Here is a 25,031-nt window from a genome sequence, read left to right as displayed (position 1 = left end):
GACTGGGCAGGTTGCGCCGCATCCTTGCACCGGCGTCCCGGGTCGTCCAGTAAGTGCATGCTTAGTACGAGTTGCCCGATTCCGTGCTGGGCTGGTCATGTGCACTGTCCTGGGTCTGTCAGGATGGAGGCATGGGTCAGCCGGTGGGACGTGGAACGGGAGAAGCGGCACAGTCGGAGCTTCCGCCGGGGCAGCGACTGCAGCGCGGCTGGCCGGTCACGCACTACGGTCCCGTACCCAAGTTCCGTCCCGAACGCTGGGAGTTCAGGGTCTTCGGCGCCACCGCCGACGGTGAGAAGCACTGCTGGACCCACGAGGAGTTCACGGCCCTGCCGTACACCTCGGTCGTGGCAGATCTGCACTGCGTCACGAAGTTCAGCATGATCGGGGCCGAATGGGGCGGTATCCCGGCGCGCACGATCCTGGAGATCGCCCCGCCCGCGCCCACCGTCACCCATGTCATGGTCTGGGCGGAGTACGGCTTCAGCTCGAATCTGCGCCTCGACGACTTCGCCTCCGAGCGCACGATCTTCGCCACCCACAAGGACGGCGAACTCCTCACCGCCGAGCACGGCTTCCCGCTCCGTCTCGTCGTCCCCCACCTCTACGCCTGGAAGGGCCCCAAGTGGGTGCGCGGCGTCGAGTACATGACGGCCGATCGCCGCGGCTTCTGGGAGGAGCGCGGCTACCACAACATCGGCGACCCCTGGCGCGAACAGCGCTACTCCTACCAGGAGGAGCCCGGGGACGGCCCCGAGCTCTGACCCGGCCCGCCTTGTGGGGCGGGCCGGGTCAGCCGTCCCTGAGTTTCTTCAGGCGCTCCACGTCCGCCGCGTGCCCCTCCTTCCCGCCCGGCGTCTCGAGGATCAGGGGTACGCCCTCGGTGGCGGGGTGGGTCATCAGCGCGCGGAACGGGTCCTCGCCGATGTGACCGGAGCCGATGTTCTCGTGGCGGTCCTTGTGGGCGCCGACCACGTCCTTGGAGTCGTTGGCGTGGATCAGCTTGAGCCGGCCCGCGCCGACCGTGTCCACCAGCAGGTCGAGCGTCTGGTGCATGCCGCTCGGCCCGGTCAGGTCGTGCCCCGCCGCGTAGATGTGGCAGGTGTCGAGGCACACGCCCAGCTTCGGATGGGCGTCCAGCGCCTCGAAGTACGGCCCGAAGTCCCAGGTGCGCGAGCAGAGCGAAGCGCCCTGACCCGCGGTCGACTCCAGGAGCAGATACGGGTCGTCGTCGTGCGTCAGTTCGTCCAACAGGGGCAGCAGATGCTCACGTACCTGCCGCAGGGCGACGGACCGCTCCCGGCCCCCGGTGGCACTCCCCGTGTGCACGACCACGCCGAGCGCCCCGATCTCCCGGCCTCGCCGCAGCGAGTGCCGCAGCGATTCCACGGACTTCTCGACCGTCGCCTCGGTGTGCGAGCCGAAGTTGATCAGATAGGGGGCGTGGACGTACGCGGGTATCGACTCGGCGGCACAGGCCGCCCGGAACTCCTCGTCCTGGCGGGGACTGCCGACGGGCGTCGCCCAGCCGCGCGGGTTGGCGACGAAGACCTGGACGGTCTCGGCACCCATCTCGCGTGCGTAGGTCAGGCCGACGGAGCTGAGGCCGCCGGCCACGGGGACATGGCCGCCGACGGGGTTGCGGAGCTGCTTGCTGGTCACGTCCTTCAGGGTGTCACGCGCTCCCGGACGGCCCGTCGGCGGACCTCACTGCCGTGGCCCCGGCATGGCCGAGGCCTCAGCGCTGCCGTGGTCTCAGCGGATCACGATGGAGATCGTCGACCCCTTGGGCGCGGTCTTGCCGCCCTCCACCGACTGGCTCTTGACGTGGTCCCCGAAGAGCCCGAGCAGCCCGCGGTCCTCGTCGACCTGGAACCCGGCGTCCTCCAGCGTCTTCTTCGCGTCGTCCACGCTGTCGCCCACCACGTCCGGCACCGAGACCATCTCGGGGCCCTTGGAGACGGTCAGCGTGACGGTGTCGCCGTCGGCGAGCTGGCTGCCCGCCTTCGGTGACTGCTGGGCGATCTGACCCTGGTCGAACTCCGAGTTGACCCGCTGGGTGGCGATCTTCACCTTCAGGCCCGCCTGCTCCAGCTCCGAGGTGGCGTCCGCGACGGACGCGCCCGTGACGTCCGCGACCTCCACCGGACTGCCCTTGCTGACGGTGAGCGCGATGGCCGAACCGGCGTGCCGCTCCGTGCCCGCGCCCGGATCCGAACTGATCACGAAGCCCTTGAGAACGTCCTGGTTGAACTCCCGGGTGACCATGCCCGCGGCGAGCCCGTTCCCCTTCAGGACCTCTCGCGCCTTGAACAGCGCGAGTCCCGTCAGGTCGGGCACCTTCACCGTCTCCGGGCCGTTGGAGATGGTCAGCGTCACGGAGTCGTTGTCCCGGATGCGGGCGCCGGGCGCCGGGTCGCTGCTGATGACGGTGCCGCGCTTCACGGTGTCGCTGTAGGCGTGCTTGACCTGCCCGACGTCGAGACCGGCCTGCTCGATCCGCGTCTTGGCCTGCGCCTCGGTCTTCGACAGCAGCAGCGGGACCTTGGTGAACTGGCCGGAATTGATGTACCAGACGCCCGCGCCGAGCCCGAGCACCAGCACGACCGCGGCGATGACCGCGAGCATTCCGCGCCGTGGCCGTGAGCCGCGCCGCGGGGGAGCGGGCGGTCCGGACTCGAACCGGCTGGTCTGCTCGAACCGACTGGTCCGGTTCACCGGGTCGCCGGCGTCGCCGCCGGCGCCGCCGTCCTCGTAACCCTCGTTCACCGGCAGCAGGCGGGGCACGGAGAGCGAGCGCGGGATCACGCTCGTACGGTCGCCCGCGTTGTCGTGGCCCACGGCGAGCGCCTGCGGGGGTATGGCGTCGAGCTGCTCGGCGGTGAGACCGGCCCGCGCCTGGAGGACCTGGCCGAGCAGCGCCACCGCGTCGTGCGGGCGCACCTCGGGATTGCGGGCGGTCGCCGCGGCGACCAGCTCGTCGAGGGCGTAGGGCATCGAGGGCACGGCGGCCGAGGGCGGCGGCACATCCGCGTGCAGGTGCTGGTAGAGCACCTGGGCGGGGGAGTCCCCGGAGTGCGGCTTGCCGCCGGTGAGCATCTCGTAGAGGACGACCCCGCAGGCGTAGACGTCGACGCGGGTGTCCGCGGTGCCGTGCTCGATCTGCTCGGGGGCGAGGTACGACACGGTGCCGAGGACGGCCCCTGTCGTGTTCGTGACGGTGTCCACGGCCCGGACGAGGCCGAAGTCGGCCACCTTGACCCGGCCGTCGTCCCCTATCAGGACGTTTTCCGGCTTCATGTCGCGGTGCACGAACCCGGCGCGGTGCGCGGCGCCGAGCGCGGCGAGCACCGGCTCCAGGACGTCCAGGGCGGCCCGCGGTTGCAGCGCCCCGCGCTCCCGCAGCACGTCACGCAGGGTGCAGCCGGCGACGTACTCCATGGCCAGATAGACGTACGACCCGTCCGCGCCCTGGTCGAAGACCTGCACCACGTTGGGGTGCGCGAGCCGGGCCACCGACTTGGCCTCCCGGATGAACCGTTCGACGAACGAGCCGTCGGCGGCCAGCGTCGGGTGCATCACCTTGAGCGCGAGCACGCGGTCGAGGCGGGTGTCCAGGGCCCGGTAGACCGTGGCCATCCCGCCGACCGCGATCCGTGCGTCGACGCGGTAGCGGCCGTCGAGCACTTGCCCGACAAGCGGGTCCTGAAGGGTCGTATCCACGCAGGCGAGTCTACGAGCCGCCACTGTCACCCCCACCCTTCCGGCCAATTCCGGAGCGGGACTGCAGCCGACCTGTGACGGATCTCGCACGCTTGATCGATGCGGTCCACATGCCATGCACAGCGAATGTAAGGCAGCCTGCCCCGCCACCGCCCACCCGCCAACGGCGCCCCACCCCCACAGGCGACGCACACTTTCCAGCCGACCGGAAACGGGCGGTGCGCGGGCGGGAGAAAAAACACACCAGCGCCGGGTGCCTAGAAAGCAGGCCGCTCAGGATCCAACCGCGCCAGCCCCTCGGCAGGAGACGACGCGGAGGCGAAGTGCCGCCGAGGAATCCGCCCCGCACGCCAGGCGAGCCGCCCGGCTTCCACCGCGTGCTTCATGCCCTCGGCCATCAGCACCGGCTCCTGCGCCCGGGTCACGGCCGACGCCAGCATGACGCCCGCACACCCCAGCTCCATCGCGAACGCCGCATCCGACGCCGTACCGGCCCCCGCGTCCAAAATCACCGGCACACGCGCGTGCTCCACGATCAGCTGGAAGTTGTGCGGGTTGCGGATGCCGAGACCGGACCCGATGGGCGACCCGAGCGGCATGACCGCCGCGCACCCCACGTCCTCCAGCTTCCGCGCGAGCACAGGATCGTCGTTGGTGTACGGCAGCACGGTGAACCCGTCGTCGACCAGCGTCTCGGCGGCGTCCAGCAACTCGATCGGATCCGGCAGCAGGGTCCGCTCGTCGGCGATGACCTCCAGCTTGATCAGCTCCGTACCGAGCGCCTCCCGCGCGAGCCGCGCGGTCAGCACGGCCTCGCCCGCGGTGAAACACCCCGCCGTGTTCGGCAGCACCCGGATGCCCAGCTTGTCGAGCACGGACAGCACCGAGCCGTGCGCCGCGGGATTCACCCGCCGCATCGCGACCGTCGTCAGCTCCGTGCCGGACGCCACGAGCGACCGCTCCAGGACGTCGAGGCTGGGCGCACCCCCCGTACCCATGATCAGCCGGGACGAGAAGGACGTACCTCCGAGGACAAACGGATCGTCGGCCATGGTTCAGCCTCCTTGGACTGCGGTGAGGACTTCGACGCGGTCTCCCTCGGAGAGGGCCGTGGACGACCACCGCGTGCGCGGGACGACCGTTTCGTTGAGCGCGGCGGCGACGCCGGAGGGCGCGACGGTGAGGGTGGCGACGAGCGTGTCGAGGGCCGTGTCGGCGGCGACGAGCCGTCGCTCTCCGTTGACGAAGATGTTCATACGGTCTGCTCCGTGAGTGCGGTGCTGAAGCGCCCGGGGGCGAAGGGGCGGGCCACTTCCGGGAGCTCGCCGGTGGTCAGGACGTGCGCCATGGCGTCCCCGGTGACGGGCGTGAGCAGGACGCCGTTGCGGTAGTGCCCGGTGGCCAGCAGCAGCCCGTCGAGCGCGGTCGGGCCGAGCAGCGGCGCGTTGTCGGGCGACCCGGGCCGCAGGCCCGCGCGCGTCTCGGTGAGCGGCAGCTCGGTGATCCCGGGCACCAGCTCGTGGGCGTCGCGCAGCAGCTCGTAGACCCCGCCCGCGGTCACCGTGGTGTCCCAGCCCAGCTCCTCGCTGGTGGCGCCCACGACGAGCTCACCGTTCTCCCGCGGCACCAGATAGACCTGGCTGCCGCGGACCACGGCCCGCACGGTCCGGCTCAGGAACGGCGCGTACCGCTTCGGCACGGTCAGCCGCAGCACCTGACCCTTCACGGGCCGTACGGGCGGCAGTACGTCTGCGGGCACGCCCGGGAGCTTCCCGCTGAGGCTCCCGGCGGCGAGCACCACCTGCCCCGCCGCCAGCTGTTCACCGCCCGTCGTGACGACCCCGGCGGCCCGGTCCCGTACGACGGTCAAGCGCTCCGCCCACGTCCGGTGGAACTCCACTCCGGCCCGCTCGCACGCCGTGACCAGGGCCTTCGCGAGCCGGCGCGGGTCGATCTGGTGGTCGCCGTCGACCCGCAGCCCGCCGCGCACGCCCGGCGCGAGCATGGGCTCCAGACGGCGGCACTCCCGGCCGCTGAGCCACTCCGATTCGAGCCCCGAGCGGTGTTGCAAGGCGTGCAGTTCGCGCAGGTGAGCCCGGTCGTCGGCGTCCAGCGCGACGGCCAGCGTGCCGCACCGGCGGTAGCCGAGGTCCTGGCCGCTCGCCTCGGTGAGTTCGGCGGCGAAGTCGGGATAGCGGCGCGCGGAGGCGAGGTTCAGGCCCAGCAGGGTCTGCTCGCCGTAGTGCAGCTCGGTGACGGCGGCGAGCATTCCGGCGGCCACCCGCGCCGCCCCGCCGCCCGGCTCGGGGTCCACGACCGCGACGGTGAACCCGCGCTGCGCGGCCCGCCAGGCGGTCACCAGACCGATGATCCCGCCCCCGATGACGAGGACGTCTGACGCACGTGCGTCCGATGCCGACGCATCCGAGGAACGTGCAGGTGTACGCGTAGGCGACATGGGTGTCCAGCCCCTCCCTTCGCCGGCATGACCCGGATCAGGTTCGTACGGTCGGAGGCCGCCAGCCTCCCTCTCAGCCCGGTGCGTCCGGGCTCCCGCGAGTAATCTTTTGTGCTGGGGGTCTGGGGGTCGCCCCCGGGAGATGCAGCACGTTGGCCACCCTAGCCCGCTGTCGTATGTCTCAGTAAGGGAGCCTCCGTCCATGGCCCGTACGCTCGACGGCCTGGTCCTCGCCCCGGTCGCCGACCAGGCCCCCGGGCAGGTCGGCACGCGCACCCGGTTCACTTACCACGAGAAGGACGGCGAGATCTGGGCCGAGTACGCGGGCGGGGACGTCGTGCGCGGTCACCTCGTGGGGACGCGGGAGGGCGACCGCCTCGACTTCCGGTACGTGCAGCTGAAACACGACGGCAGCACCTCGTCGGGCCACTGCGTGTCCGTGGTCGTGGAGCTGCCCGACGGACGGTTGCGCCTGGAGGAGACCTGGGCGTGGGAGTCCCAGGACGGGAGCGGTACGAGCGTTGTGGAACAGGTCACTGCGCACGTCCCCTGACTGACAGATTGTCAGTTGTCTATGGTGATCAGGTGAGCGAGCAGACGCGGGCACAGGGGCGTATGGCACGGCGGGTCGTCATCGTGGGCGCCGGCATGGCCGGCGTACAGACGGCGGTCGCCCTGCGGGAACAGGGATTCGCCGGGGATGTGACGCTGATCGGCGCCGAGCCGCACCAGCCGTACGACCGGCCACCCCTGTCCAAGGCGGTGCTGCTCGGCAAGGCCGAGGGCTCCGCCTTCGACATCGACTTCGAGGCGCTGGACATCGAATTGCGGCTCGGCTGCGAGGCGCTGGGCCTGCGCCCCGCGGACCACGAGCTGGACACCGAGGCAGGACCGGTGCCCTACGACGTCCTGGTCCTCGCGACCGGCGCGGAACCGATCCAGCTGCCGGGCTCGGAGGGCGTCCCCGGCGTCCATCTGCTGCGGACCCTGGACGACGCCGAGCGGCTGCGCCCCGTGCTCGCCCAGCAGCACGACATCGTGGTCGTCGGGGCGGGCTGGATCGGTGCGGAGTTCGCGACGGCGGCACGTGAGGCCGGGTGCGCGGTCACGGTGGTCGAGGCCGCCGACCGGCCGCTGGCCGGCGCGCTGCCCGCGGAGGTGGCCGCGCCGATGACCGCCTGGTACGCGGACAGCGGCGCGTCGCTGCGCACCCACGCGCGCGTGGAGCGCGTCGAGCCCGGCGCGGTGGTCCTCGACGACGGCACGCGGGTGTCGGCGGGCGCCGTGGTCGTCGGCATCGGCGCGCGCCCCGCCACCGCCTGGCTGGCCGGCTCCGGCGTCGAGCTCGGCGCCCACCGCGAAGTGGTCGCCGACAACCACCTGCGCACCTCCGTGCCGGACATCTACGCGGTCGGCGACTGCGCCTCCTTCCCGTCGGGCCGCTACGAGGAGCGCCTCCTCGTTCACCACTGGGACAACGCCCTCCAGGCGCCGCGCACGGTCGCGGCGAACATCATCGGCGAGGCCCCGGCGGCGTACGACCCGATCCCGTACTTCTGGTCCGAGCAGTTCGGCCGCTTCGTCCAGTACGTCGGCCATCACGCCCCCGCCGATACGACCATCTGGCGGGGCGACCCGTCGGGCGCGGCCTGGACGGTGTGCTGGCTCCGCGAGAGCCGCCTCGTCGCCCTGCTGGCCGTGGGGCGTCCCCGTGACCTGGCCCAGGGTCGCCGCCTGATCGAGGCGGGCATGCCCATGAACCCGGACGTCCTGGCCGACCCGTCCCGCCCCCTGAAGGACGCCACGGCATGACCGCCCGGTTTCCGTCGCCCGGACGGCGGCGGTCCGGGGGGCGCCCGGGTACCGAGTGTCAGTCCGGGATGGCAGGCTTGTCCCGTGACCGAGATTGACGCAAAGATCGATGCTCTCGTCCCCGCCTGGCTCACCCTCCCCGACATCGCCGAACAGCTCGGCGTCGAGGTGACCCGCGTCCGGCAGTTGGTCAAGGAGGGCCAGCTGATCGCCGTACGCCGTGGTGAGAACCGCGCGCTGCACGTCCCCGCCGCCTTCATCGACGGGAACGAGCAGAAGGTCGTCAAGGGCCTGACCGGCACCTTGACGCTCCTGCGGGACGACGGCTTCTCCGACGAAGAGATGCTCGAGTGGCTCTTCACCCCCGACCCGAGCCTGCCCGGCACCCCCGCGCAGGCTCTGAGCGAGAATCGCGGCACGGAGGTGAAGCGCCGCGCCCAGGCGCTCGCCGTCTGATTCGAACGACCGTCCGGCGTACGGACCACGGTCGGCCCCGGACCACCCCGGCCGCCGCGGTCCGTACGCACCGCACCACGTCCGTAGGGTGCGTACGACATCCGTACGCACCCGCACCACGGGGGACACACGCATGCCCGAGAACGCCGCCCGCACCCGCCTCGCCGACGCCCGCGTCTACCTCTGCACGGACGCCCGTAAGCGCCAGGGCGACCTCGCCGACTTCCTGGACGCGGTCCTGACCGGCGGTGTCGACATCGTGCAGCTGCGCGACAAGGGCATGGAGGCAGCCGAGGAACTGGAGCACCTCCAGGTCTTCGCGGACGCCTGCGCCCGCCACGGCAAGCTCCTCGCGGTCAACGACCGGGCGGACGTCGCCCACGCCATCCGCGCCGACGTACTCCACCTGGGCCAGGGCGACCTCCCGGTCCCCGCCGCCCGCGCGATCCTCGGCGACGAGGTCCTGATCGGCCGCTCCACGCACGCCGAGTCCGAGGCCGCGGCAGCCGCCGTCCAGGACGGCGTGGACTACTTCTGCACCGGCCCCTGCTGGCCCACCCCCACCAAGCCCGGCCGCCACGCCCCGGGCCTCGGCCTGGTCCGTCACACGGCCTCCCTCGCCACCGACCGCCCCTGGTTCGCCATCGGCGGCATCGACCTCGGCAACCTCGACGAGGTCCTGGAGGCGGGCGCCCGCCGTGTCGTCGTCGTACGGGCGATCACCGAGGCGGCGGATCCCGGCGCGGCGGCGGCGGAATTCGCGAAGCGGCTGCGTCAGGCCTGAGCGGCGGCCGCGTCAGGCACAGGCCGTGCCCCGACGCGTCGATGGTCCGATCAACAATCGGACCGGTTGTCCCAGCAGGTGTCCGAGGGGTGGACAAGAAGTCGACAAAACAGACAATTGACGCCGGTTCGGTTGGGAGACCGCCGCCCCCTGACTAACCTGCGGGTATGGCCCTCGGATCTGCCTCCACCAGGACTGATCGCGCACGCACCGTGCGCGACATGCTCGCCACCGGCAAGGCGACGTACTCGTTCGAGTTCTCCGCGCCGAAGACCCCCAAGGGTGAGCGGAACCTGTGGAACGCGCTGCGCCGCGTCGAGGCCGTCGCCCCCGACTTCGTCTCCGTCACCTACGGTGCCGGTGGCTCCACCCGCGCGGGCACGGTCAAGGAGACCGAGCAGATCGTCGCCGACACGACGCTCACCCCGGTCGCCCACCTCACCGCGGTCAACCACTCCATCGCGGAACTGCGCAACATCATCGGCCAGTACGCCGACGCCGGCATCCGGAACATGCTCGCGGTCCGCGGCGACCCGCCCGGAGACCCGATGGGCGAGTGGGTCCCGCACCCCCGGGGCCTGACCTACGCCGCCGAACTCGTCCGTCTCATCAAGGAGTCCGGCGACTTCTGTGTCGGCGTCGCCGCCTTCCCCGAGATGCACCCCCGCTCCGCGGACTGGGACGTGGACGTCGCGCACTTCGTCGACAAGTGCCGGGCCGGCGCCGACTACGCGATCACCCAGATGTTCTTCCAGCCCGAGTCGTATCTGCGCCTGCGTGACCGGGTGGTGGCGGCCGGCTGTACGACACCGGTCATCCCGGAGGTCATGCCGGTGACAAGTGTGAAGATGCTGGAACGACTTCCGAAGCTCAGCAACGCTTCATTCCCGGACGTCCTGAAAGAGCGGATCCTCACAGCCAAAGACGATCCGGCGGCTGTACGCTCCATTGGGATCGAGTTCGCGACGGAGTTCTGCGCGAGGCTGCTGGACGAGGGAGTCCCCGGACTTCACTTCATCACGCTCAACAACTCCACGGCGACGCTGGAAATCTACGAGAATCTAGGCCTGCACCACCCGCAGCAGGCCTAGACCGGTCGCACCCACGTACGACACACTGCGTAGCGGCCACTGGGAGAGGGGCGTACATGGGCTGGACGGTCCTCTATATCGCGTTCGGCATCGTCGCGCTGTGGCTGCTCGGCGAGGTCCTGCTGCAGTACAAGGCGCGGTTGCGCTGGCGCCTGCTCGCGTTCGTGGGCTTCCTCGGTGTCGTCTTCGGCGTGCTGATCCCTTCCGTGATCGTCATCGGGCTCGGCGCCGCGGCCTTCGCGGTCGGCCAGACGTACGTCACCCTGTCGTTCCGCCGTGGTTTCGCGGAGGGCTGGGCCGTGGGCAACCGGCAGGGCGCCGACAGTGGCGCCGGCAAGGGCTTCGGCAAGAGCAAGCGACGCCGCGGTGAGGACCACCAGGACCCGGCGCTGGAGGTCTCCGACCTCGAAACGGCCGAGGGAGCCGAGGTCAGGGCCGAAGGACCGGCCCGAGGCGCGGCGTATCCCCAGGGCGACGACTTCACCCGCGAGGACGACGTGTTCTCGCCCGCGCACTCCGACCGGTTCATGCCGCCCGGCTCCGGCGACCTGACGGCCGCCGAGGCCACCGCCGTGTACGAGCCCCAGCCCCTGCCCGACGACACCGGCTCCTACGGCGTCTACAGCGACACCGCCTACGCGGCCGCCACCGACCAGTCCTACGCCGCCGCGGCCCAGTCCCAGGGCCAGCAGCCCTACGCGTACGACGGCTACTCGACCGGGTACGACCAGCAGCAGCAGTACGGCTACGACAACGGCCAGCAGCAGTACGCGGGCTACTCCGACCCGTACACCGGCACGCAGACCTACGGCGGCGCCTCGTACGACACGACCTACGGCGGCGGCGACCAGCAGTACACGCAGCAGCAGCAGGGCTACGGCCAGGACCAGTACGCCACCGGCGGCTACGGCGGCGAGACCCCGGCCGGCGGCGTCTGGGTCCCGCAGCAGCGCAACACCGACGACCCCTACGGCGGCGAACTCCCGCCGGAGCAGCCCTACCCGTACCAGGGCAACGGCAACGCCAACGGCGCCGGGTACGACGAGCAGTACCGGTACTGAAGGCCGCCCCCTTCGGGCGGCCTTCGGCGCGCCGGTGCGCTCACTGAGAGCCCCGGAACTGCGGTCCCTCCACGATCAGTCCGGACACCAGGGCGCCCGACATGCCCGCGTGCGGGAGGCCGCCGCCCGGGTGGGCCCAGCCGCCGACCACGAACAGCCCCGGCATACGGGTGGAGTTCGACGCGTGCAGCAGTCGTCCGTCCGCCGCGGCGAGCGCCGGTGCGGGGACGGCGCCGCCGTCCGCGCCCGTCTCTTCCGCGAAGTCGGCAGGAGTGCGGGCCTCGTGCCACAGCAGACGCTCGCGCAGGCCCGGTATCGCGCGCTCGGCGACACCGAGCACCCCCTCCACGTCCGCCTCGGACACAGACAGGCCCGAGGGGACCGTGACGCTCAGCGTGACCGCCTCGTGCGCCGCGTCCGGTGCGAGGGCGGGGTCGTCCGGGCGCGACACCGTCACGGTGGGCGAGGAGGAGAACCCCGGACGCTCACCGAAGATCCGGTCCAACTCCTCCGTGCGGTCCGCCGCGTGCACCACCGTCCGGTGTGCCACCCCCTCGGGGCGCCCTCCGCGCAGCGCCAGCAGCACGGTCAGTCTGCTCGGCGCCCCGCGCTGCGGCGCGACCTCGTCACCGCCCCGTAGCGCCGTCCCGGGGACCAGGGCGTCGAGCGCTCCGGGCGCGACACCGGCGACCACGAAGTCGGCGTCCGCGACCTCGCCGTCGGCCAGCTCCACACCCGTCGCCCGGCCGTCCTTCTCGACGATCCGCGCGACCGGAGTTTCGAAGCGGAACTCCACCCTGCGGGTCACACACCGCTCGTACACCGCGCGCGCCAACTCCCGTAGGCCGCCGCGCACATACCAGGTGCCGAAGGCGTGCTCCATGTACGGCAGTACGGCCGCGCTCGCCGGGGTGACGCGCGGATCGAGCCCGTGGGCGAGGGCGTGGCTCTCCAGCAGGGCCGTGAGGCGCGGGTCGCGCAACTCCCAGGCGCCGACCTCGGCGAGGGTCGTGGCGCGGCGGGTGCGCAGCAGCTTCTTGTGCGGCACCGAGGGGTAGGGCTCGCGCTCGGCGAGCACCGACCAGTTCGGCCACAGCGGCTCCTCCAAGAGCGGCCTGCGGGTGCGGTCCCAGGCCTCGCGTGCCCGCACCAGGAAGTCGCCCCACCGTGCGCCCGCGCCCGCCCCGAGGGCCTCGTCGAGGGCGGTGACGACGCCCGCGCGCGAGGCGTTCGGCAGGCCGACCTCCGTGCCCTCGGCGAAGACATGGCGCGAGGACGGGTCCACCTGGACCAGCTCGACACACGTCTCCAGAGGCTCCTTGCCCGTCTTGACGAACAGATCGCGGTAGACCGCGGGCAGGGGGAGCAGTCCCGGGCCCGTGTCGAACGTGAAGCCGTCGCGCTCGAAGCGGCGCACCGCCCCGCCGTACGTCGCCGCGCGCTCGTACACCACCACCCGGTGGCCCGCGACGGCCAGCCGGGCGGCGGCCGCCATCGCGCCCATCCCGGCGCCGATCACCGCAATCCGTCCCATGCCAGCGACTTTATCGGCCGCCACTGACAACCCGGCCCGCGGTCTCAGTCGGGTGGCTGTCCCACCCGTGCGGCCAGGCGTTTCTCCTCCCGGCGCTGGGCCCTGCGGCGCAGGAACCGGCGGATCCGTGAGATCAGGAAGAAGAGCGCCAGCAGCCCCGCGAGCAGCAGCACGCCCGCGATGATCGCCGCGGCCTCGGGGTGGAACATCGCGAAGGTCAGGATCCCGGCGACCCCGAGATCCTCGGCGGTGCTCATGACGAAGTTGCTGAACGGCTCCGGCGAGGTGTTGATCGCCATCCGCGTCCCGGCCTTGACCGTGTGGCTCGCCAATGCCGTCGAACCGCCGATCGCGCCCGCCGCCAGATCGGAGAGCGATCCGCTCTGCCCGGCGAGCAGGGCCCCGACCCACGCCCCCGCCGCCGGGCGGATCACGGTGTGCACCGAGTCCCACACCGAGTCCACGTACGGGATCTTGTCGGCGACCGCCTCGCACAGGAAGAGAACGCCCGCTGTGATCAGGATCTCAGGACGCTGAAGGGACTCCGGGACGTCGTCGCTCAGACCGGTCGCTCCGAAGATGCCGAGGAGCAGCACCACCGCGTACGCGTTGATGCCACTGGCCCAGCCGCTGGTGAAGACCAGGGGGAGTACGGACACGGACGCGATCGTAACCAGTTGACGACGGTGCGTCCTGGGCATGAGTGCGTACGACTGAGTATCCGTACCTAGTGAGTGAGATGAGTACGCGCGCGGATGGGGCCCGACCTGCGCGAAAGAGAGAGTGGAGGCACGGAAAGGGGCGCGGCTCCGGTACCGCCGACACGGGGCGGCGGAACGGTCCTCGCGCCCTTGGCCGCTCCTTCCGCCGACTCCGTCGGCGGGAGCGAGGCACGGGGGAACCCGGGGGACGACCGAACGGGGGCCCAACGGGGAGTACGGGGGAGTACGGCGAAGCGCCGGTTCGAAGTGGCCCGCGGGGGACGCGGCCACCTCGGACCGGCGCTTCGCCGTTCCCCGTTCCCGTACCGAGCCCTGTCAGCTCACCGGTTGCCGCTCACACGGCCCTGGAGCAGCCGCGACAGCGCCGCGTGGACGTCGTCCAGGGAACGCTCCGGCTGGAAGGCCTGCCAGTCCAGGGCGGCCACCAGGACCATCCCGACCAGCGCGGCGGCCGTCAGCGGAACGTCGATCTCGTCGCTGAGCTCGCCGTTGGCCACCCCGTCGCGCAGCACGCCCTCGACGACCGCGACCGCCTCCTGCCGGACCACCATGAGCGTGGACTGCCAGGCCCGGTTGGTGCGCCACAGCTCGGCCACGTAGAGCTGGGTGAAGGCCGGGTAGCGGTTGATGAAGGCGAGCCCGGCCCTGATCATCGCGTCCAGTGCGTCGACCTTGGTGCCGCCGTCCCGCTCGGTGCGCTCCGCGGCCTCCCGCAGCGAGGCGGTGAGGAGTCCCACGCCGTGCCGCAGCAACTCCTCGAAGAGGACGGACTTGCTCGCGAAGTTGTAGTAGACCGTGCCTTTCGCGACCCCGGCCCGCTCGGCGATCTCGTCCACGGTGGTGGCGGAGAACCCCTGTTCCGCGATGAGGGTGACCGCCGCCTCGTAGAGCTTCTGCCGGGTCGCCTCGCGACGGCCGCCACCTGCCGTGGTGCTGCTGCTTTCCATGGCCCTGATTGTCACAGGCTCAGCTCGGGGTGCAGACGGTCGAGGGTCCACACCTGCTTGCGGTGTGCCGACAGGGCGGTGAGCGCGAGCGCGCCCGCGGTGAACGCCGTGAGGACGGCGCACGCCTGCCAGACCGGTCCGAGACCGCCGCCCGTGATGAGCCGGCGGAGGGCCTCGACGACGTAACTCATCGGCAAGAAGGGGTGGATCGCGCTGAAGAAGCCCGGACTGGTCTGGACGGGGTACGTGCCGCCCGCCGAGGTCAGCTGGAGCATCAGGAGGGCGAGTACGAGAATCCGGCCCGCCGCTCCGAAGCGTGCGTTCAGCCACTGCACGAGCGCCGCGAAGCACGCCGTCACCAGGCACAGGAAGCCGACCGTCCCGGCCGCCCGCACCATCTCCAGGCCGATCGCCCAGTGCAGCACGGACATCAGGGCCACCGTCTGGAGCACGCCCAGGGCGGCCACCGGCAGCCAGCCCGCCAGCGCGATGCGCCAGGCCGAGGCACCCACCGCGAGCGCGCGCCGGTTCAGCGGCTGGATCAGCATGTACGCCACCATCGCGCCCACCCACAGGGACAGCGGGATGAAGTACGGGGCGAAGCCGGTGCCGTAGTTGGGCGCCTTGTGCAGGTCCTTGGAGGCGAGCTTCACCGGGTCGGCCATGACCTGGGTGCGCAGGTCGCGGTCCTGCCGGTCGTAGTCGGGGATCTGCCCGGCGCCGTCGTGCAGCCCGCCGGCGAGCTGCCCCGAGCCGCCGACGAGCTTGTACATGCCCTCGTCGAGGGCGCCCGCGCCCGTCTTCAGCTTGCCGACCCCTGTGTCGAGGTCCGCCGCGCCGGTTTTGGCCGTGCCGAGCCCCGTGCGCAGTTTCTTGGCCCCCGCGGCGACCTTCTCGGCACCCTCGTTCAGCTTGTTGACCTTGGAGACGGCGTCGGTGAGGTCTTCGGAGAGGTGCGGCGAGCGGTCGGCGAGGGCCTGGGCCTGCTTCTGCAGGGTGGCCAGGTTCTCGTCGAGCCGGTCGAGATCGCCGTTCTGGTCGCCGATGAGGGTGTTCACGTCGTCGGCGACCTCGGCCACGTCCACGGCCGCCTGCCGGGCCTTCTTCAGGTCGGGGCACGCGGCGTCGGGCAACGGCAGGGTCTCGCAGCGTGCCCTGTAGACGGCGCTCAGCGCGTCGGACGCCGTATGGGCGCCCTTGGCGGCGGCCGGGGCCGTCTTCACCAGCGTGTCGAGGTTGTGGCGGATTCCCGCGGCGGAGTCGGCGACGAGCCGGGCCGTGTCGCCGATCGACTTCTCGTTGTCCTTCAGGAAGGGGCCCACCTTGTCCGCGATCCCGTTGACCTTGTCGGCCAGCACCCCCGTGCCGTCGGCGACCTGCCGCGAGCCGTCCGCCAGGTCGCCGGCGCCCTTGTCGAGTTTCCGAAGGCCCCCGGAGAGCTTGCCGCTGCCCTCCTTGGCGTCCTTCAGGCCGTCGGCGAGGTCCTCGGAGCCCTTCCGGGCCCGGGTGATGCCACCGCTGAGTTTGTCGGCCCCCTTGGCGGCCTTCTCGGTCGCCCCGTGGATGTCCGAGAACGAGATGAAGATCTTGTCCAGGAACGACCGGGAGGCCTTCGTGGACGCCGCCGTGCGCACCTCGCCGAACACCGTCCGTGAGATCTGCCCGACGATGTAGTTGTTCGCGTCGTTCGTACGCACCTGGAGGGCGCCCGTCTCCGGAGCTTCCCCGGAGCTGGAGGCGATCCTCCGGCTGAAGTCGGACGGCATGGTCAGCGACAGGTAGTACGTGCCGTCCTCGACACCCCGGCGGGCCTCGGCCGCGCTCACCTCGTGCCACTCGAAGGTGTCGCTGTCGCGCAACCCCTTGGTGATGTCCTCGCCCGCCGAGAGCTTCTTGCCCGCGACGCTCGCCCCCTTGTCGTCGTTCACGAGCGCCACGGGAATGCGGTCCAGCCGGCCGTACGGGTCCCAGAACGACCACAGGTAGAGGGCGCCGTACAGCAGCGGCAGCAACAGGAGCGCGGCCAGCGCGGCGCGCGGGAGTTTGCCCCGGCCGAAGCGCCTGAGCTCAAGAACGGCCAGTCTCGGCGAGCGCATCGGCCGTCTCCTTGTCGTCGGTGTCGCTGGTGTGGTCGGTCGGGCGGGTGGACACGCGGACGGCTCCGTCGGGAGCCTCGCCGCACACCGCCACGACCGTGGTGCCCGACTGGGCGATCGACTTCAGCAGGGCCCAGACCTCGGCCCGTTCGGCATCCGACAACTTGAGGTCGGTGTCGTCGACGCCGAGCAGCCCCGGGCGGCCGACGAGGGCCAACGCGACGGACAGCCGCAGGGCTTCGAGCCGCTCCAGGTCGCGTACGGCGGTCCGGGAGCCCTTGGGCAGGGCCTCCCGGTCCAGCCCGGCGGCGGCCAGCGCGGAGTCGATCCGCAGCTTCCCCTCGGCCGCCCGCTCGGCTCGCGGACGCAGCGGCCCGCGCAGGGAGTCCTTCAGGGACGCACCGAACCGCCGCTGCAGCAGCGCCCGTTCGAGCAGGTGCTCCCCGACGGTCAGGGCGGGGTCCAGGTCGGTGACACCCGGGACATGGGCCAGCGCGCTCGCGCGACGCACCGCGGCCATCTGCCGCGGCAGCGTGGCCCCGCCCACGGTGGCCGTCCCCTCGGTGGACCGCATCCGGCCCGTGAGCGCGAGCAGCAGGCACGTACGGCCCGAGCCGGACGGCCCCGCGACCGCGATCAGCGAGCCGGGCCCCGCATCGACACCGACCCCGCGGAACGCCCAACCGCGAGGGCCCTCGAGTCCGAAGTCCCTGGCCGCGACACCGAGTCCGCGCGGACCGTCCACAGCGTCCCCATCCCCTGAACATTTTTGAACTGACTGGTCAGTGCAAAAACTAACCCGAACCTTCGATCGAAGCAAAGGCCCAGGTCAGAACGGATTGTCAGTGGCATACCTCACGATGGGCACATACGGCCACAGTGCCGTCACACAGACGACAGGAGGTTCGTCATGGCCACCTCTTCCGCAGCAGCCGCCCACCGGCGCCGCGCCACCGGCCCTGCCCCCTCACTGACCGGCCCGGCGGGCGACGTACACCCCGTGCTCCGCCGGGCCACGGCCCCGCCCGCCGCCCTCGACCTGCTCGCCCAGGCCCGCGCCGGCCTCGACGAGGCGACCGCCCTGGAAACCCCCAATGAGCGCTACGCGACGGCGCACTTGGCGGCCCTGCGCACCGCCGCCGCGGTTCTCGCCGCACGGGGCCGCCCGGAGCCCACACCCCGACGCCGCGCCCGCATCCGGAGCGCCTGGGAAGTGCTCCCCGAGATCGCGCCCGAACTCACCGAGTGGAGCGCCCTGTTCGCCTCCGGAGCCGACCGGCGCGCCCGCGCCGAGGCGGGTATCCGGGGCGCGGCCGGCACCCGCGACGCCGACGACCTGATACGCGACGTGGCGATGTTCCTGCGCCTCGTCGAGCGGATGCTGGTGCTGCAACCCGTACTGCCCCAGCCCCGTCGCCACGGAGAGGAGGAGGGGGACGGAGACGGGCAGGGCGGGGGGCACAGGGCGGACAGGGAGGTCCCGGACGCGAGCTGACTCCGTGATCCGCCGCGCGATCCGATGCCTGATCCGACGCCTCATCCGACGCGTGATCCACCGGGTGAGACGGAGGGTCAGGTACGACGGCGGAGGCAATAGGGTGGAGGCGCCTGAAGCCTCCTGTCGGGAGGCCCCCCGATCGCTCCGCCGCGCAAGAGGCGGTGCCGCTCCGAGGAGTCAACTGCCGTGCCGGACCCGACGCGCCCTCGCGCTTCTCTCCGTACCGCCGTGGTCTGGGAGGTCCTCAAGGACGCTCTCGACCGCCGGGTCAAGGCCACCGGGCGGGAGTCCCTGGACGTCCTCGACACCGGAGGCGGCAGCGGCAACTTCGCGGTGCCCGTGGCCCGCCTCGGCCACCGTGTCACCGTCGTCGACCCCAGCCCGAACGCGCTGTTCGCGCTGGAGCGCCGGGCCGCCGAGGCCGGGGTCGCCGACCGTGTCAAGGGTGTCCAGGGCGACGCCCACGGCCTCTTCGACGTCGTCGAGCGCGGTGGCTACGACGTCGTGCTGTGCCACGGGGTCCTGGAGTACGTGGACGACCCCGCCGACGGCGTGCGCAACGTGGTGGACGCGCTGCGCCCCGAGGGCGTTCTCAGCCTCCTCGCGGCGGGCCTGGGCGGCGCCGTGCTCGCCCGTGCCCTCGCCGGCCACTTCAAGGAGGCCAAGCAGGCGCTCGACGACCCGGACGGACGCTGGGGCGAGGGCGATCCCGTGCCCCACCGATTCACCGCCGACCAGCTCACCGCGCTCGTCGAGGGCGCGGGTCTGCGCGTCGGCGCCGTGCACGGCGTACGGGTCTTCGCGGACCTGGTCCCCGGCGTCCTCGTGGACACCGAGCCGGGTGCCGTGGAGGCCCTCCTGAAGCTCGAGGCGGCGGCCGCCGAACTCCCGGCGTTCCACTCCGTGGCCACGCAGCTTCATGTGCTCGGTGAGGCGCAGGAGGCCGACGAGGGGTGAGCCGCCTCTCATGTTGCGCCCCTGATCAGGGGCGGGGCGGCAGATGGAGTACGCCACAGGCCACCCGATCGGGCGCTCGGCGCCGTATGATCGAGGGAGACCGTCCGGCATGACGGGCCGGTTGCTGGGGAATGCACGCCTCAGTGAATCGGGGTGCCATGGCGGGTTCCGGTTGGCGAATTGGCGCAGAGGGGCGGGTTTCACGGGGGCGATTCCCTGCCTATCCTGAAGGGGACCCCCGGTCGCCCCGGCGACTGCACGATGAGGAGGACGCCGTGCCGCTCTCGGAGCACGAGCAGCGAATGCTCGAGCAGATGGAGCGAGCGCTGTACGCCGAAGATCCCAAGTTCGCGACAGCGCTTGAGGGAAGCGGGCTGCGTACGTACACCCGGCGACGGGTCTACCAGGCGGTCGCGGGCTTTCTGGTGGGTATCGCGCTCCTCATGGCCGGAATGGTCTCGAAGCAGATCTGGGTCAGCGTGGTGGGTTTTCTCGTCATGCTGGGCTGTGCGGTGCTCGCCGTCACCGGTTGGCGCAAGGCTCCCAAGCCGGGTGAGCAGCCGGCCGCGCCCGGCGCACCCACCACGCGCCACCAGGGCCGACAGCGCCGCTCCATGATGGACCGTATCGAACAACGCTGGCAGCGACGCCGAGACGAGCAGGGTCAGTAGCCCCCGCGGGGGCAGTAGCCCTGCGGGCGCCCGCAGTCGAAGACAACGCGTGAGGGGGTGTCCCCACCCGGGCCGGGTGGGGACACCCCCTCAGTCGTATCCCGACAGGGCGTCCTGCCCGCGCCGGCGTGAAGAGCATGCGTGACGCCGACGAGAACCGAACCTTCGCCCGTGGGACGTCGGCCGGTACCGGCGGGTCGCCACCGGCGGCCTCCGTCCCGGTCGGGCACCCACCACATGTGGCCCGTGTCCCGGCCGGGGACACGGGCCACATGGTTCAACGCGACGTCAGCTGTTCTGCCCCGAAGGACGTCGCAGCAGGGACTCTCTGCGCGCCGCCAGCCGGGCCGACAGAGCAGTCCAGTAGGCCGACGCCGCCCAGGCCACCCGGACGGCTGAGCGGGGCGCGAGCAGGGCGCGCAGGCGGGCGGTGCGGCTCGCCCGGGCGCCGAGGGCGTCCGTGACACGACGGGCGTCCTCCGCGAGCCCCGCCGTCAGCCGGGGGTGCGGGGCGTACAGCACCTGCTCGACCGCCGCGGCCAGCCGGTGCACCGCCTCCGACGCCTCGGCTTCGAGGAGCCCGAGTCGCACGATCCGCGCCGCGGCCTTCCGTGGTGTCTGGGACTCGTCCGGCACGATTCCGTAGTCCCACGCCGTATCGGTCACCTCCAGCCACGTCGCCAGCGTGTACGCGGGCGCGTCCGCCGCACCGCGGCCGTGCGCACCCAGCCGCACGGACCGGAGCCGCATCCGCCACAGCATCGGCAGCAGCGGTACGACCAGCAGCAGGAGTCCGGCCAGTGTGTACCCCAGGTCCCGGAGCCACCGAGTGCCGTCGTCCTTCGAGCCCACCGTGGCCAGCGCGGACTGGCTCGGGCACGCCTCCAGCTTCTTCTGCTCGGCCAGGCAGTTGCCGTTGGCCGAGGGAGCGGTGGACGGCGCCGCGGACGTCGACGTGGACGGCTTCGGCACCGCCGACGAGTCCGACCCGGGCGTGTCCGTCTGGGTGTACTCCGGCACCGAGCCCCGGTTCGGGGTCGGCTCGAAGCGGGTCCAGCCCACCCCTTCGAAGTACAGCTCGGGCCAGGCGTGCGCGTCCCGCAGCCCCACCGACATCGAACCGTCGGACTGCGGGGAGCCGGGCGTGAAGCCCACCGCGACCCGGGCCGGAATCCCCAGCGTGCGGGCCATCGAGGCCATCGCGAAGGAGAAGTGGACGCAGAAGCCCTGCTTGTCCTTCAGGAAGCGCGCGATCGCGGCCGAGCCGCTGCCCACCTGCACCTGGGTGTTGTAGGTGAACCCGCCGTTCACCGCGAAGTAGTCCTGGAGTTTGACCGCCTGCTCGTAGTGGTTCGACGAGCCCGCGGTGACCTTGCGCGCCGTGTCGGCCACCACCGCGGGCAGCGACGAGGGCACCTTGGTGAACTCGCGTTTCAGGGCCTTCGACGGCTCCGGCGCGTTCGCCAGCTGCTCCGCGGTCGGCTGCACGATCAGGCTCGTCACCTGGTACTGCACGCCGCGTGTGTTCTGACCGTGGTCACCGACGAGCGTGCGCCCGACCGGCTCGTACCGCCAACTGCCGCTGATGTTCACCTTGCTGACCGGGTACGGCATGGGCAGCCAGTCCTGCGCGTACCAGTCGGCCGCCGAGATACGGGTCTGGATCTCGCTGCGCTGGACATCGGCCCCGAGGCCGATCGGCGTCGGGAACGTGTCCGGCACGTCCTGGATGTGTCGCTGGGCCGGCTTCCACGCCGTGCCGTCGAAGTCGTCCAGGGACACGATCCGCAGATACATGTCCTGGGTGTCTTCGGTGTTGGTGCGGTAGGACATGACCTGGCGGTCCTCGTCCACGTTCAGGCTGTCGCGGAGCGAGACCAGCGGGTTCACCGCGGAGATCGTGCCGCCCCCGGAACCCGAGCCGACCCCTGCCCCCGCGCCGCCCAGCAGACCGCCGTCGAGGGCGGGCAGGGCGAGCGGCACCGCCAGGGCGACGCCCAGCGCGACCACGCCGATGCGCCTCCCCGTGCGGACCGGTGCGACCGTGTCCGAGGAGGCGTCCAGTCCCTGTGAGCGGGGCGCGCCGCCGAAGACCCGGCCCCACTGGGAGAGCCGGTCGCGGCCCTCCGCCAGGAGCAGCATCAGATAGCCCGTGGCCGCGAGCAGGAACCACAGCCAGGCCCAGCCGCCGCCCGACAGTCCCGCTGCGACCGAGTACAGGGCGAGCAGGGGGAGCCCGGCGGGGGCCGCGCTGCGGAACGTCACCGCGAGCGTGTCCACCGCGAGCCCGATCACCAGGACACCGCCGATCAGCATCAGGCGGATGCCGTCGGACAGCGGCGCCGGAATCGCGTACCGCCCGACGTCGTCCGTGCCCGCCTGGAGCAGATCGCCGAGATGCCGGAACGCCTCCGGTCCCGGGACGAAGCCGAGGAGCGCCTGCTGCTGGGCGAAGACCAGCGTCAGCAGCATCAGCGTCACCAGCGCCTGCGCCGCCACCGTCAGCGGCCGGGCCAGCGGAACCCGCCGGGTCAGCGCGCCCACACCGGACTGCAGGGCCAGCAGGAACACCGCCTGGAGGAACCATGTCGCCGGCTTGACCAGCGGCAGCAGCGCGCACGCCGCCATCAGTGTGGCCGCCGCCGAATACAACGTCAGCCGAGCCCGCCCGCTCATGATCGTCCACCCCCTGCCGTACTCCCCGTCGAGGCGGTACCCGTGCGCTGCCGGTCCGCCTGCCGCCACAGGTCGGCGAGTTCCGCCCCCCGTGGCACCGTCACGGCGGTCCAGCCCGCCTCGCGCAGCATGCGCAGTCGATCCTCGCTCCTGTCCAACGGGCCGGGGACGTCGGTCGGTTCCCGCACCCAGGTCTCGCTGTCCAGCAGGAAGGCGAGGGCCCCGCCGCTGCGCTGGCGCATCTTGGCGAGCACCGTCGCCTGCTCCTCGTCGAGGTCGCCGAGAAAGGCGATCAGCAGCCCTTCGTTGCCCCCACGCAGGACGTCGTAGGCCCGGGAGAGCCCGGCGCCGTCCGAGTGGTCGATGACCGCGAGCGTGTCCATCATCAGTCCGGCCGCGTCCGCCGACTCCTGGCTCGCGCCCGCGAAGCCGTCGGCGCCCTCGCCGGGCACCGAGTTGCCGTCGTCCGTCAGCAGCCGCACCGAGAAGCCCCGCTCGAGCATGTGCACCAGCGTCGACGCCGTGCCCGACACCGCCCACTCGAAGGCGGAGTCCGGGCCGGCGCCCTCGTAGGCGATGCCCCGGGTGTCCAGCAGCACCGTGCAGCGGGAGCGCTGCGGCTGTTCCTCACGACGGACCATCAGTTCGCCGTAGCGCGCGGTCAGGCGCCAGTGCACCCGGCGCAGGTCGTCGCCGTAGCGGTAGCCGCGCGGGATGATGTCGTCCTCGCCGGCCAGCGCCAACGAGCGCTGCCGCCCGTCGCCGTACCCCTTCGCCTCACCGGTCAGCCGCACCGGTGGCAGCGGTTCCACGCGCGGGATGACCGTCAGGGTGTCGTACGTCGAGAAGGAGCGGGTCAGTTCGCACATCCCGAACGGGTCCGTCAGACGCAGTTGCAGCGGACCCAGCGGATAGCGGCCGCGCAGGTCGGAGCGGACCCGGTAGGACACCTCGCGCCGCCCGCCCGCCTCCACCCGGTCCAGGACGAACCGGGGTCGCGGGCCGAGCACGTACGGCACCCGGTCCTGGAGCATCAGCAGGCCGGTGGGCAGCCGTGAGACGTTGTCCATCCGCAGATGGACGCGGGCCTCGGAACCGGCCGGCACCCGCCCGGGGGAGAGCCTGCGGCTGCCCGCGACCCGGTAGCGCGTGCGGTACAGCACGGTCGCGCAGACCAGCGGCAGGACCGCGAGAAGCAGGCCGACCCGGAGCAGATCGCTCTGCCCCAGGACGTACGCGCAGATCGCGGCCGCGATGCCGGCGGCCAGGAAGGAGCGTCCACGGGTGGTGAGACCGGTGAGCGCGGTGCGCAGCCCGCCCTTGTCCTCCTCGGCGTCACCGGTCCCCCCGGGCGTCATCACAGCCTCCGGGGCGGCTGCTGGCCGTACGCGGGCGCGCCGCGGCCCATCGTGAAGCCCGGCTGCTGCTGGGGTGTCGCGGGAACGGCGGTCTGCTGAAGGATCTCCTGGACGACCTGCTCGGCCGTGCGACGGTTCAACTGCGCCTGGGCCGTGGGGAGCAGACGGTGGGCCAGGACCGCCACGGCGAGTGCCTGGATGTCGTCCGGCAGCGCGTACTCCCGGCCGCTGAGCGCCGCGGAGGCCTTCGCCGCGCGCAGCAGATGCAGCGTGGCACGCGGCGAGGCGCCGAGTCTGAGGTCGGGGTGGGTGCGCGTGGCGGCGACCAGATCCACCGCGTACCGCCGGACCGTCTCCGCGACGTGGACCGTGCGGACCGCGTCGATCAGCTTCACGATCTCGTGCGCGTGCGCCACCGGCTGGAGGTCGTCCAGCGGGGAGACCCCGCCGTGGACGTCCAGCATCTGGAGCTCGGCCTCCGCGCTGGGGTAGCCGATGGAGACGCGGGCCATGAAGCGGTCGCGCTGGGCTTCCGGCAGCGGGTAGGTGCCCTCCATCTCGACCGGGTTCTGCGTGGCCACCACCATGAAGGGGCTGGGCAGTTCGTAGGTCTGCCCGTCGATGGTGACCTGGCGCTCCTCCATCGACTCCAGGAGCGCGGACTGCGTCTTGGGGGAGGCGCGGTTGATCTCGTCGCCGATCACGATCTGCGCGAAGATCGCACCTGGTTTGAACTCGAAGTCCCTGCGCTGCTGGTCCCAGATGGACACACCCGTGATGTCCGAGGGCAGCAGGTCGGGCGTGAACTGGATTCGCCGCACCGAGCAGTCGATGGACCGTGCCAATGCCTTGGCCAGCATGGTCTTGCCGACGCCGGGGACATCCTCGATCAGAAGATGTCCCTCGGCGAGCAGCACGGTCAGCGAAAGCCGTACGACCTCAGGCTTGCCTTCGATCACTCCTTCCACCGAACTGCGGACACGCTCCACAGTGGCGGTCAGATCTGTAAGGCTCGCTCGATCGTCATAGGTCGTCACCCGGCCCTCCTCGGCCCGTTCTCGGGCCGACGCCCTGTGCGGACCGGCCCACCCCGAAACACGGACACCACGCGCGAGAAGTTCCGCGTGACGCCACAACCGCATTCTTGTTGCCGTTACCGGTTCGTGTCACTCGCCTGTGGATAACTG

At 71.7% G+C, this 25,031-nt stretch carries 23 protein-coding genes and 1 riboswitch; of the genes, 10 read left to right on the top strand and 13 right to left on the bottom strand.

Translation table 11 applies throughout. The annotated features are described in order from the left end of the window. Positions 1-131: 131 nt before the first annotated feature. Positions 132-764 carry a sulfite oxidase-like oxidoreductase gene (locus ACZ7M3_RS18280; RefSeq protein ID WP_351312869.1) on the top strand — a complete coding sequence of 211 codons (633 nt, stop codon included), beginning with the start codon at positions 132-134 and terminating at the stop codon, positions 762-764. A gap of 28 nt (positions 765-792) precedes the next feature. Here the strand turns inward: ACZ7M3_RS18280 and ACZ7M3_RS18275 are convergent, their stop codons facing one another. The 5 genes from ACZ7M3_RS18275 to thiO form a co-directional block, all read right to left on the bottom strand. Then, positions 793-1,662, bottom strand: a complete 870-nt coding sequence (locus ACZ7M3_RS18275; protein WP_472064419.1) for a deoxyribonuclease IV — start codon at positions 1,660-1,662, stop codon at positions 793-795. Between the two features lie 93 nt (positions 1,663-1,755). Continuing rightward, positions 1,756-3,723 (bottom strand): Stk1 family PASTA domain-containing Ser/Thr kinase, encoded by a 1,968-nt coding sequence (gene pknB, locus ACZ7M3_RS18270; RefSeq protein ID WP_472064417.1) that lies wholly within the window; start codon positions 3,721-3,723, stop codon positions 1,756-1,758. 257 nt (positions 3,724-3,980) lie between these two features. Continuing rightward, the gene (locus ACZ7M3_RS18265) at positions 3,981-4,775 is read right to left on the bottom strand and encodes a thiazole synthase (RefSeq protein ID WP_095855136.1); all 795 of its coding nucleotides are present in this window, start codon (positions 4,773-4,775) and stop codon (positions 3,981-3,983) included. Between the two features lie 3 nt (positions 4,776-4,778). After that, a complete protein-coding gene (gene thiS, locus ACZ7M3_RS18260) occupies positions 4,779-4,979 on the bottom strand; it encodes a sulfur carrier protein ThiS (protein ID WP_060902061.1) in 201 nt (66 codons plus the stop codon). Beyond that, positions 4,976-6,181, bottom strand: a complete 1,206-nt coding sequence (gene thiO, locus ACZ7M3_RS18255; RefSeq protein WP_355309478.1) for a glycine oxidase ThiO — start codon at positions 6,179-6,181, stop codon at positions 4,976-4,978. The genes thiS and thiO overlap by 4 nt, the downstream gene beginning before the upstream one ends. Then, positions 6,179-6,290, bottom strand: a riboswitch (TPP riboswitch). (Overlaps the previous gene by 3 nt.) A 93-nt stretch (positions 6,291-6,383) precedes the next feature. Between thiO and ACZ7M3_RS18250 the strand changes: the two genes are divergently transcribed. The 6 genes from ACZ7M3_RS18250 (at position 6,384) to ACZ7M3_RS18225 (ending at position 11,385) form a co-directional block, all read left to right on the top strand. Continuing rightward, entirely contained in the window at positions 6,384-6,734 is a 351-nt protein-coding gene (locus ACZ7M3_RS18250; protein WP_143601391.1) for an avidin-fold protein, read from the top strand. 32 nt (positions 6,735-6,766) lie between these two features. Beyond that, positions 6,767-7,993, top strand: a complete 1,227-nt coding sequence (locus ACZ7M3_RS18245) for an NAD(P)/FAD-dependent oxidoreductase (protein WP_472064413.1) — start codon at positions 6,767-6,769, stop codon at positions 7,991-7,993. 84 nt (positions 7,994-8,077) lie between these two features. Beyond that, on the top strand, positions 8,078-8,449 hold the full coding sequence (locus tag ACZ7M3_RS18240; RefSeq protein ID WP_054231512.1) for an Rv2175c family DNA-binding protein: 372 nt from the start codon (positions 8,078-8,080) through the stop codon (positions 8,447-8,449). A gap of 133 nt (positions 8,450-8,582) precedes the next feature. Then, entirely contained in the window at positions 8,583-9,233 is a 651-nt protein-coding gene (thiE, locus tag ACZ7M3_RS18235; RefSeq protein ID WP_095855139.1) for a thiamine phosphate synthase, read from the top strand. Between the two features lie 167 nt (positions 9,234-9,400). Continuing rightward, complete coding sequence (gene metF, locus ACZ7M3_RS18230) at positions 9,401-10,324, top strand: methylenetetrahydrofolate reductase [NAD(P)H] (protein ID WP_075026407.1); 924 nt, start codon at positions 9,401-9,403, stop codon at positions 10,322-10,324. 56 nt (positions 10,325-10,380) lie between these two features. Further along, positions 10,381-11,385 carry an SCO2102 family sporulation regulator gene (locus ACZ7M3_RS18225; RefSeq protein WP_472064410.1) on the top strand — a complete coding sequence of 335 codons (1,005 nt, stop codon included), beginning with the start codon at positions 10,381-10,383 and terminating at the stop codon, positions 11,383-11,385. 40 nt (positions 11,386-11,425) lie between these two features. Here the strand turns inward: ACZ7M3_RS18225 and ACZ7M3_RS18220 are convergent, their stop codons facing one another. From ACZ7M3_RS18220 to ACZ7M3_RS18200, 5 genes are all read right to left on the bottom strand, one after another. Beyond that, positions 11,426-12,919 (bottom strand): phytoene desaturase family protein, encoded by a 1,494-nt coding sequence (locus ACZ7M3_RS18220; RefSeq protein WP_472064408.1) that lies wholly within the window; start codon positions 12,917-12,919, stop codon positions 11,426-11,428. A gap of 44 nt (positions 12,920-12,963) precedes the next feature. Further along, positions 12,964-13,578: a DUF4126 domain-containing protein gene (locus ACZ7M3_RS18215; RefSeq protein ID WP_095855143.1), complete on the bottom strand. Its 615-nt coding sequence runs from the start codon at positions 13,576-13,578 to the stop codon at positions 12,964-12,966. 383 nt (positions 13,579-13,961) lie between these two features. After that, positions 13,962-14,588 (bottom strand): TetR/AcrR family transcriptional regulator, encoded by a 627-nt coding sequence (locus tag ACZ7M3_RS18210; RefSeq protein WP_351312888.1) that lies wholly within the window; start codon positions 14,586-14,588, stop codon positions 13,962-13,964. Positions 14,589-14,599: 11 nt separating this feature from the next. Then, positions 14,600-16,684 carry a YhgE/Pip family protein gene (locus ACZ7M3_RS18205; RefSeq protein WP_472064405.1) on the bottom strand — a complete coding sequence of 695 codons (2,085 nt, stop codon included), beginning with the start codon at positions 16,682-16,684 and terminating at the stop codon, positions 14,600-14,602. Further along, positions 16,656-17,429, bottom strand: coding sequence for an ATP-binding cassette domain-containing protein (locus ACZ7M3_RS18200; RefSeq protein ID WP_472064403.1), 774 nt, complete (start codon positions 17,427-17,429; stop codon positions 16,656-16,658). Before ACZ7M3_RS18200 ends, ACZ7M3_RS18205 begins: the two co-directional genes overlap by 29 nt. A gap of 165 nt (positions 17,430-17,594) precedes the next feature. Between ACZ7M3_RS18200 and ACZ7M3_RS18195 the strand changes: the two genes are divergently transcribed. The 3 genes from ACZ7M3_RS18195 to ACZ7M3_RS18185 all read left to right on the top strand — a co-directional run bounded on the left by ACZ7M3_RS18195 (position 17,595) and on the right by ACZ7M3_RS18185 (position 19,810). Beyond that, complete coding sequence (locus ACZ7M3_RS18195; RefSeq protein WP_472064401.1) at positions 17,595-18,179, top strand: SAV_6107 family HEPN domain-containing protein; 585 nt, start codon at positions 17,595-17,597, stop codon at positions 18,177-18,179. A 189-nt stretch (positions 18,180-18,368) separates the two neighbouring features. Beyond that, positions 18,369-19,139 (top strand): methyltransferase, encoded by a 771-nt coding sequence (locus tag ACZ7M3_RS18190; RefSeq protein WP_097226186.1) that lies wholly within the window; start codon positions 18,369-18,371, stop codon positions 19,137-19,139. A 275-nt stretch (positions 19,140-19,414) separates the two neighbouring features. After that, on the top strand, positions 19,415-19,810 hold the full coding sequence (locus tag ACZ7M3_RS18185) for a DUF3040 domain-containing protein (RefSeq protein WP_472064399.1): 396 nt from the start codon (positions 19,415-19,417) through the stop codon (positions 19,808-19,810). A 288-nt stretch (positions 19,811-20,098) separates the two neighbouring features. Here ACZ7M3_RS18185 and ACZ7M3_RS18180 read toward each other — a convergent pair whose 3' ends face one another. From ACZ7M3_RS18180 to ACZ7M3_RS18170, 3 genes are read right to left on the bottom strand one after another with little or no spacing between them, the layout of a single operon-like run. Beyond that, on the bottom strand, positions 20,099-22,486 hold the full coding sequence (locus ACZ7M3_RS18180; protein WP_472064397.1) for a transglutaminase TgpA family protein: 2,388 nt from the start codon (positions 22,484-22,486) through the stop codon (positions 20,099-20,101). Then, positions 22,483-23,844 (bottom strand): DUF58 domain-containing protein, encoded by a 1,362-nt coding sequence (locus tag ACZ7M3_RS18175; protein WP_472064395.1) that lies wholly within the window; start codon positions 23,842-23,844, stop codon positions 22,483-22,485. Before ACZ7M3_RS18175 ends, ACZ7M3_RS18180 begins: the two co-directional genes overlap by 4 nt. Further along, the gene (locus tag ACZ7M3_RS18170) at positions 23,844-24,881 is read right to left on the bottom strand and encodes an AAA family ATPase (RefSeq protein WP_472064393.1); all 1,038 of its coding nucleotides are present in this window, start codon (positions 24,879-24,881) and stop codon (positions 23,844-23,846) included. Before ACZ7M3_RS18170 ends, ACZ7M3_RS18175 begins: the two co-directional genes overlap by 1 nt. Positions 24,882-25,031 lie beyond the last annotated feature (150 nt).

The organism is Streptomyces sp. NPDC111656, from assembly GCF_055656965.1.
Note: the sequence above shows the minus strand (reverse complement) of the source record. Positions and strands in the feature narration are given on the sequence as shown.

Excerpts from the sequence above, each read along its gene's own strand:
- ACZ7M3_RS18280 (WP_351312869.1), top strand. The coding sequence starts at position 132 with ATGGGTCAGCCGGTGGGACGTGGAACGGGAGAAGCGGCACAGTCGGAG.
- ACZ7M3_RS18265 (WP_095855136.1), bottom strand. The coding sequence starts at position 4,775 with ATGGCCGACGATCCGTTTGTCCTCGGAGGTACGTCCTTCTCGTCCCGG.
- thiS (WP_060902061.1), bottom strand. The coding sequence starts at position 4,979 with ATGAACATCTTCGTCAACGGAGAGCGACGGCTCGTCGCCGCCGACACG.
- thiO (WP_355309478.1), bottom strand. The coding sequence starts at position 6,181 with ATGTCGCCTACGCGTACACCTGCACGTTCCTCGGATGCGTCGGCATCG.
- ACZ7M3_RS18250 (WP_143601391.1), top strand. The coding sequence starts at position 6,384 with ATGGCCCGTACGCTCGACGGCCTGGTCCTCGCCCCGGTCGCCGACCAG.
- thiE (WP_095855139.1), top strand. The coding sequence starts at position 8,583 with ATGCCCGAGAACGCCGCCCGCACCCGCCTCGCCGACGCCCGCGTCTAC.
- metF (WP_075026407.1), top strand. The coding sequence starts at position 9,401 with ATGGCCCTCGGATCTGCCTCCACCAGGACTGATCGCGCACGCACCGTG.
- ACZ7M3_RS18225 (WP_472064410.1), top strand. The coding sequence starts at position 10,381 with ATGGGCTGGACGGTCCTCTATATCGCGTTCGGCATCGTCGCGCTGTGG.
- ACZ7M3_RS18220 (WP_472064408.1), bottom strand. The coding sequence starts at position 12,919 with ATGGGACGGATTGCGGTGATCGGCGCCGGGATGGGCGCGATGGCGGCC.
- ACZ7M3_RS18210 (WP_351312888.1), bottom strand. The coding sequence starts at position 14,588 with ATGGAAAGCAGCAGCACCACGGCAGGTGGCGGCCGTCGCGAGGCGACC.
- ACZ7M3_RS18205 (WP_472064405.1), bottom strand. The coding sequence starts at position 16,684 with ATGCGCTCGCCGAGACTGGCCGTTCTTGAGCTCAGGCGCTTCGGCCGG.
- ACZ7M3_RS18195 (WP_472064401.1), top strand. The coding sequence starts at position 17,595 with ATGGCCACCTCTTCCGCAGCAGCCGCCCACCGGCGCCGCGCCACCGGC.
- ACZ7M3_RS18180 (WP_472064397.1), bottom strand. The coding sequence starts at position 22,486 with ATGAGCGGGCGGGCTCGGCTGACGTTGTATTCGGCGGCGGCCACACTG.
- ACZ7M3_RS18175 (WP_472064395.1), bottom strand. The coding sequence starts at position 23,844 with ATGACGCCCGGGGGGACCGGTGACGCCGAGGAGGACAAGGGCGGGCTG.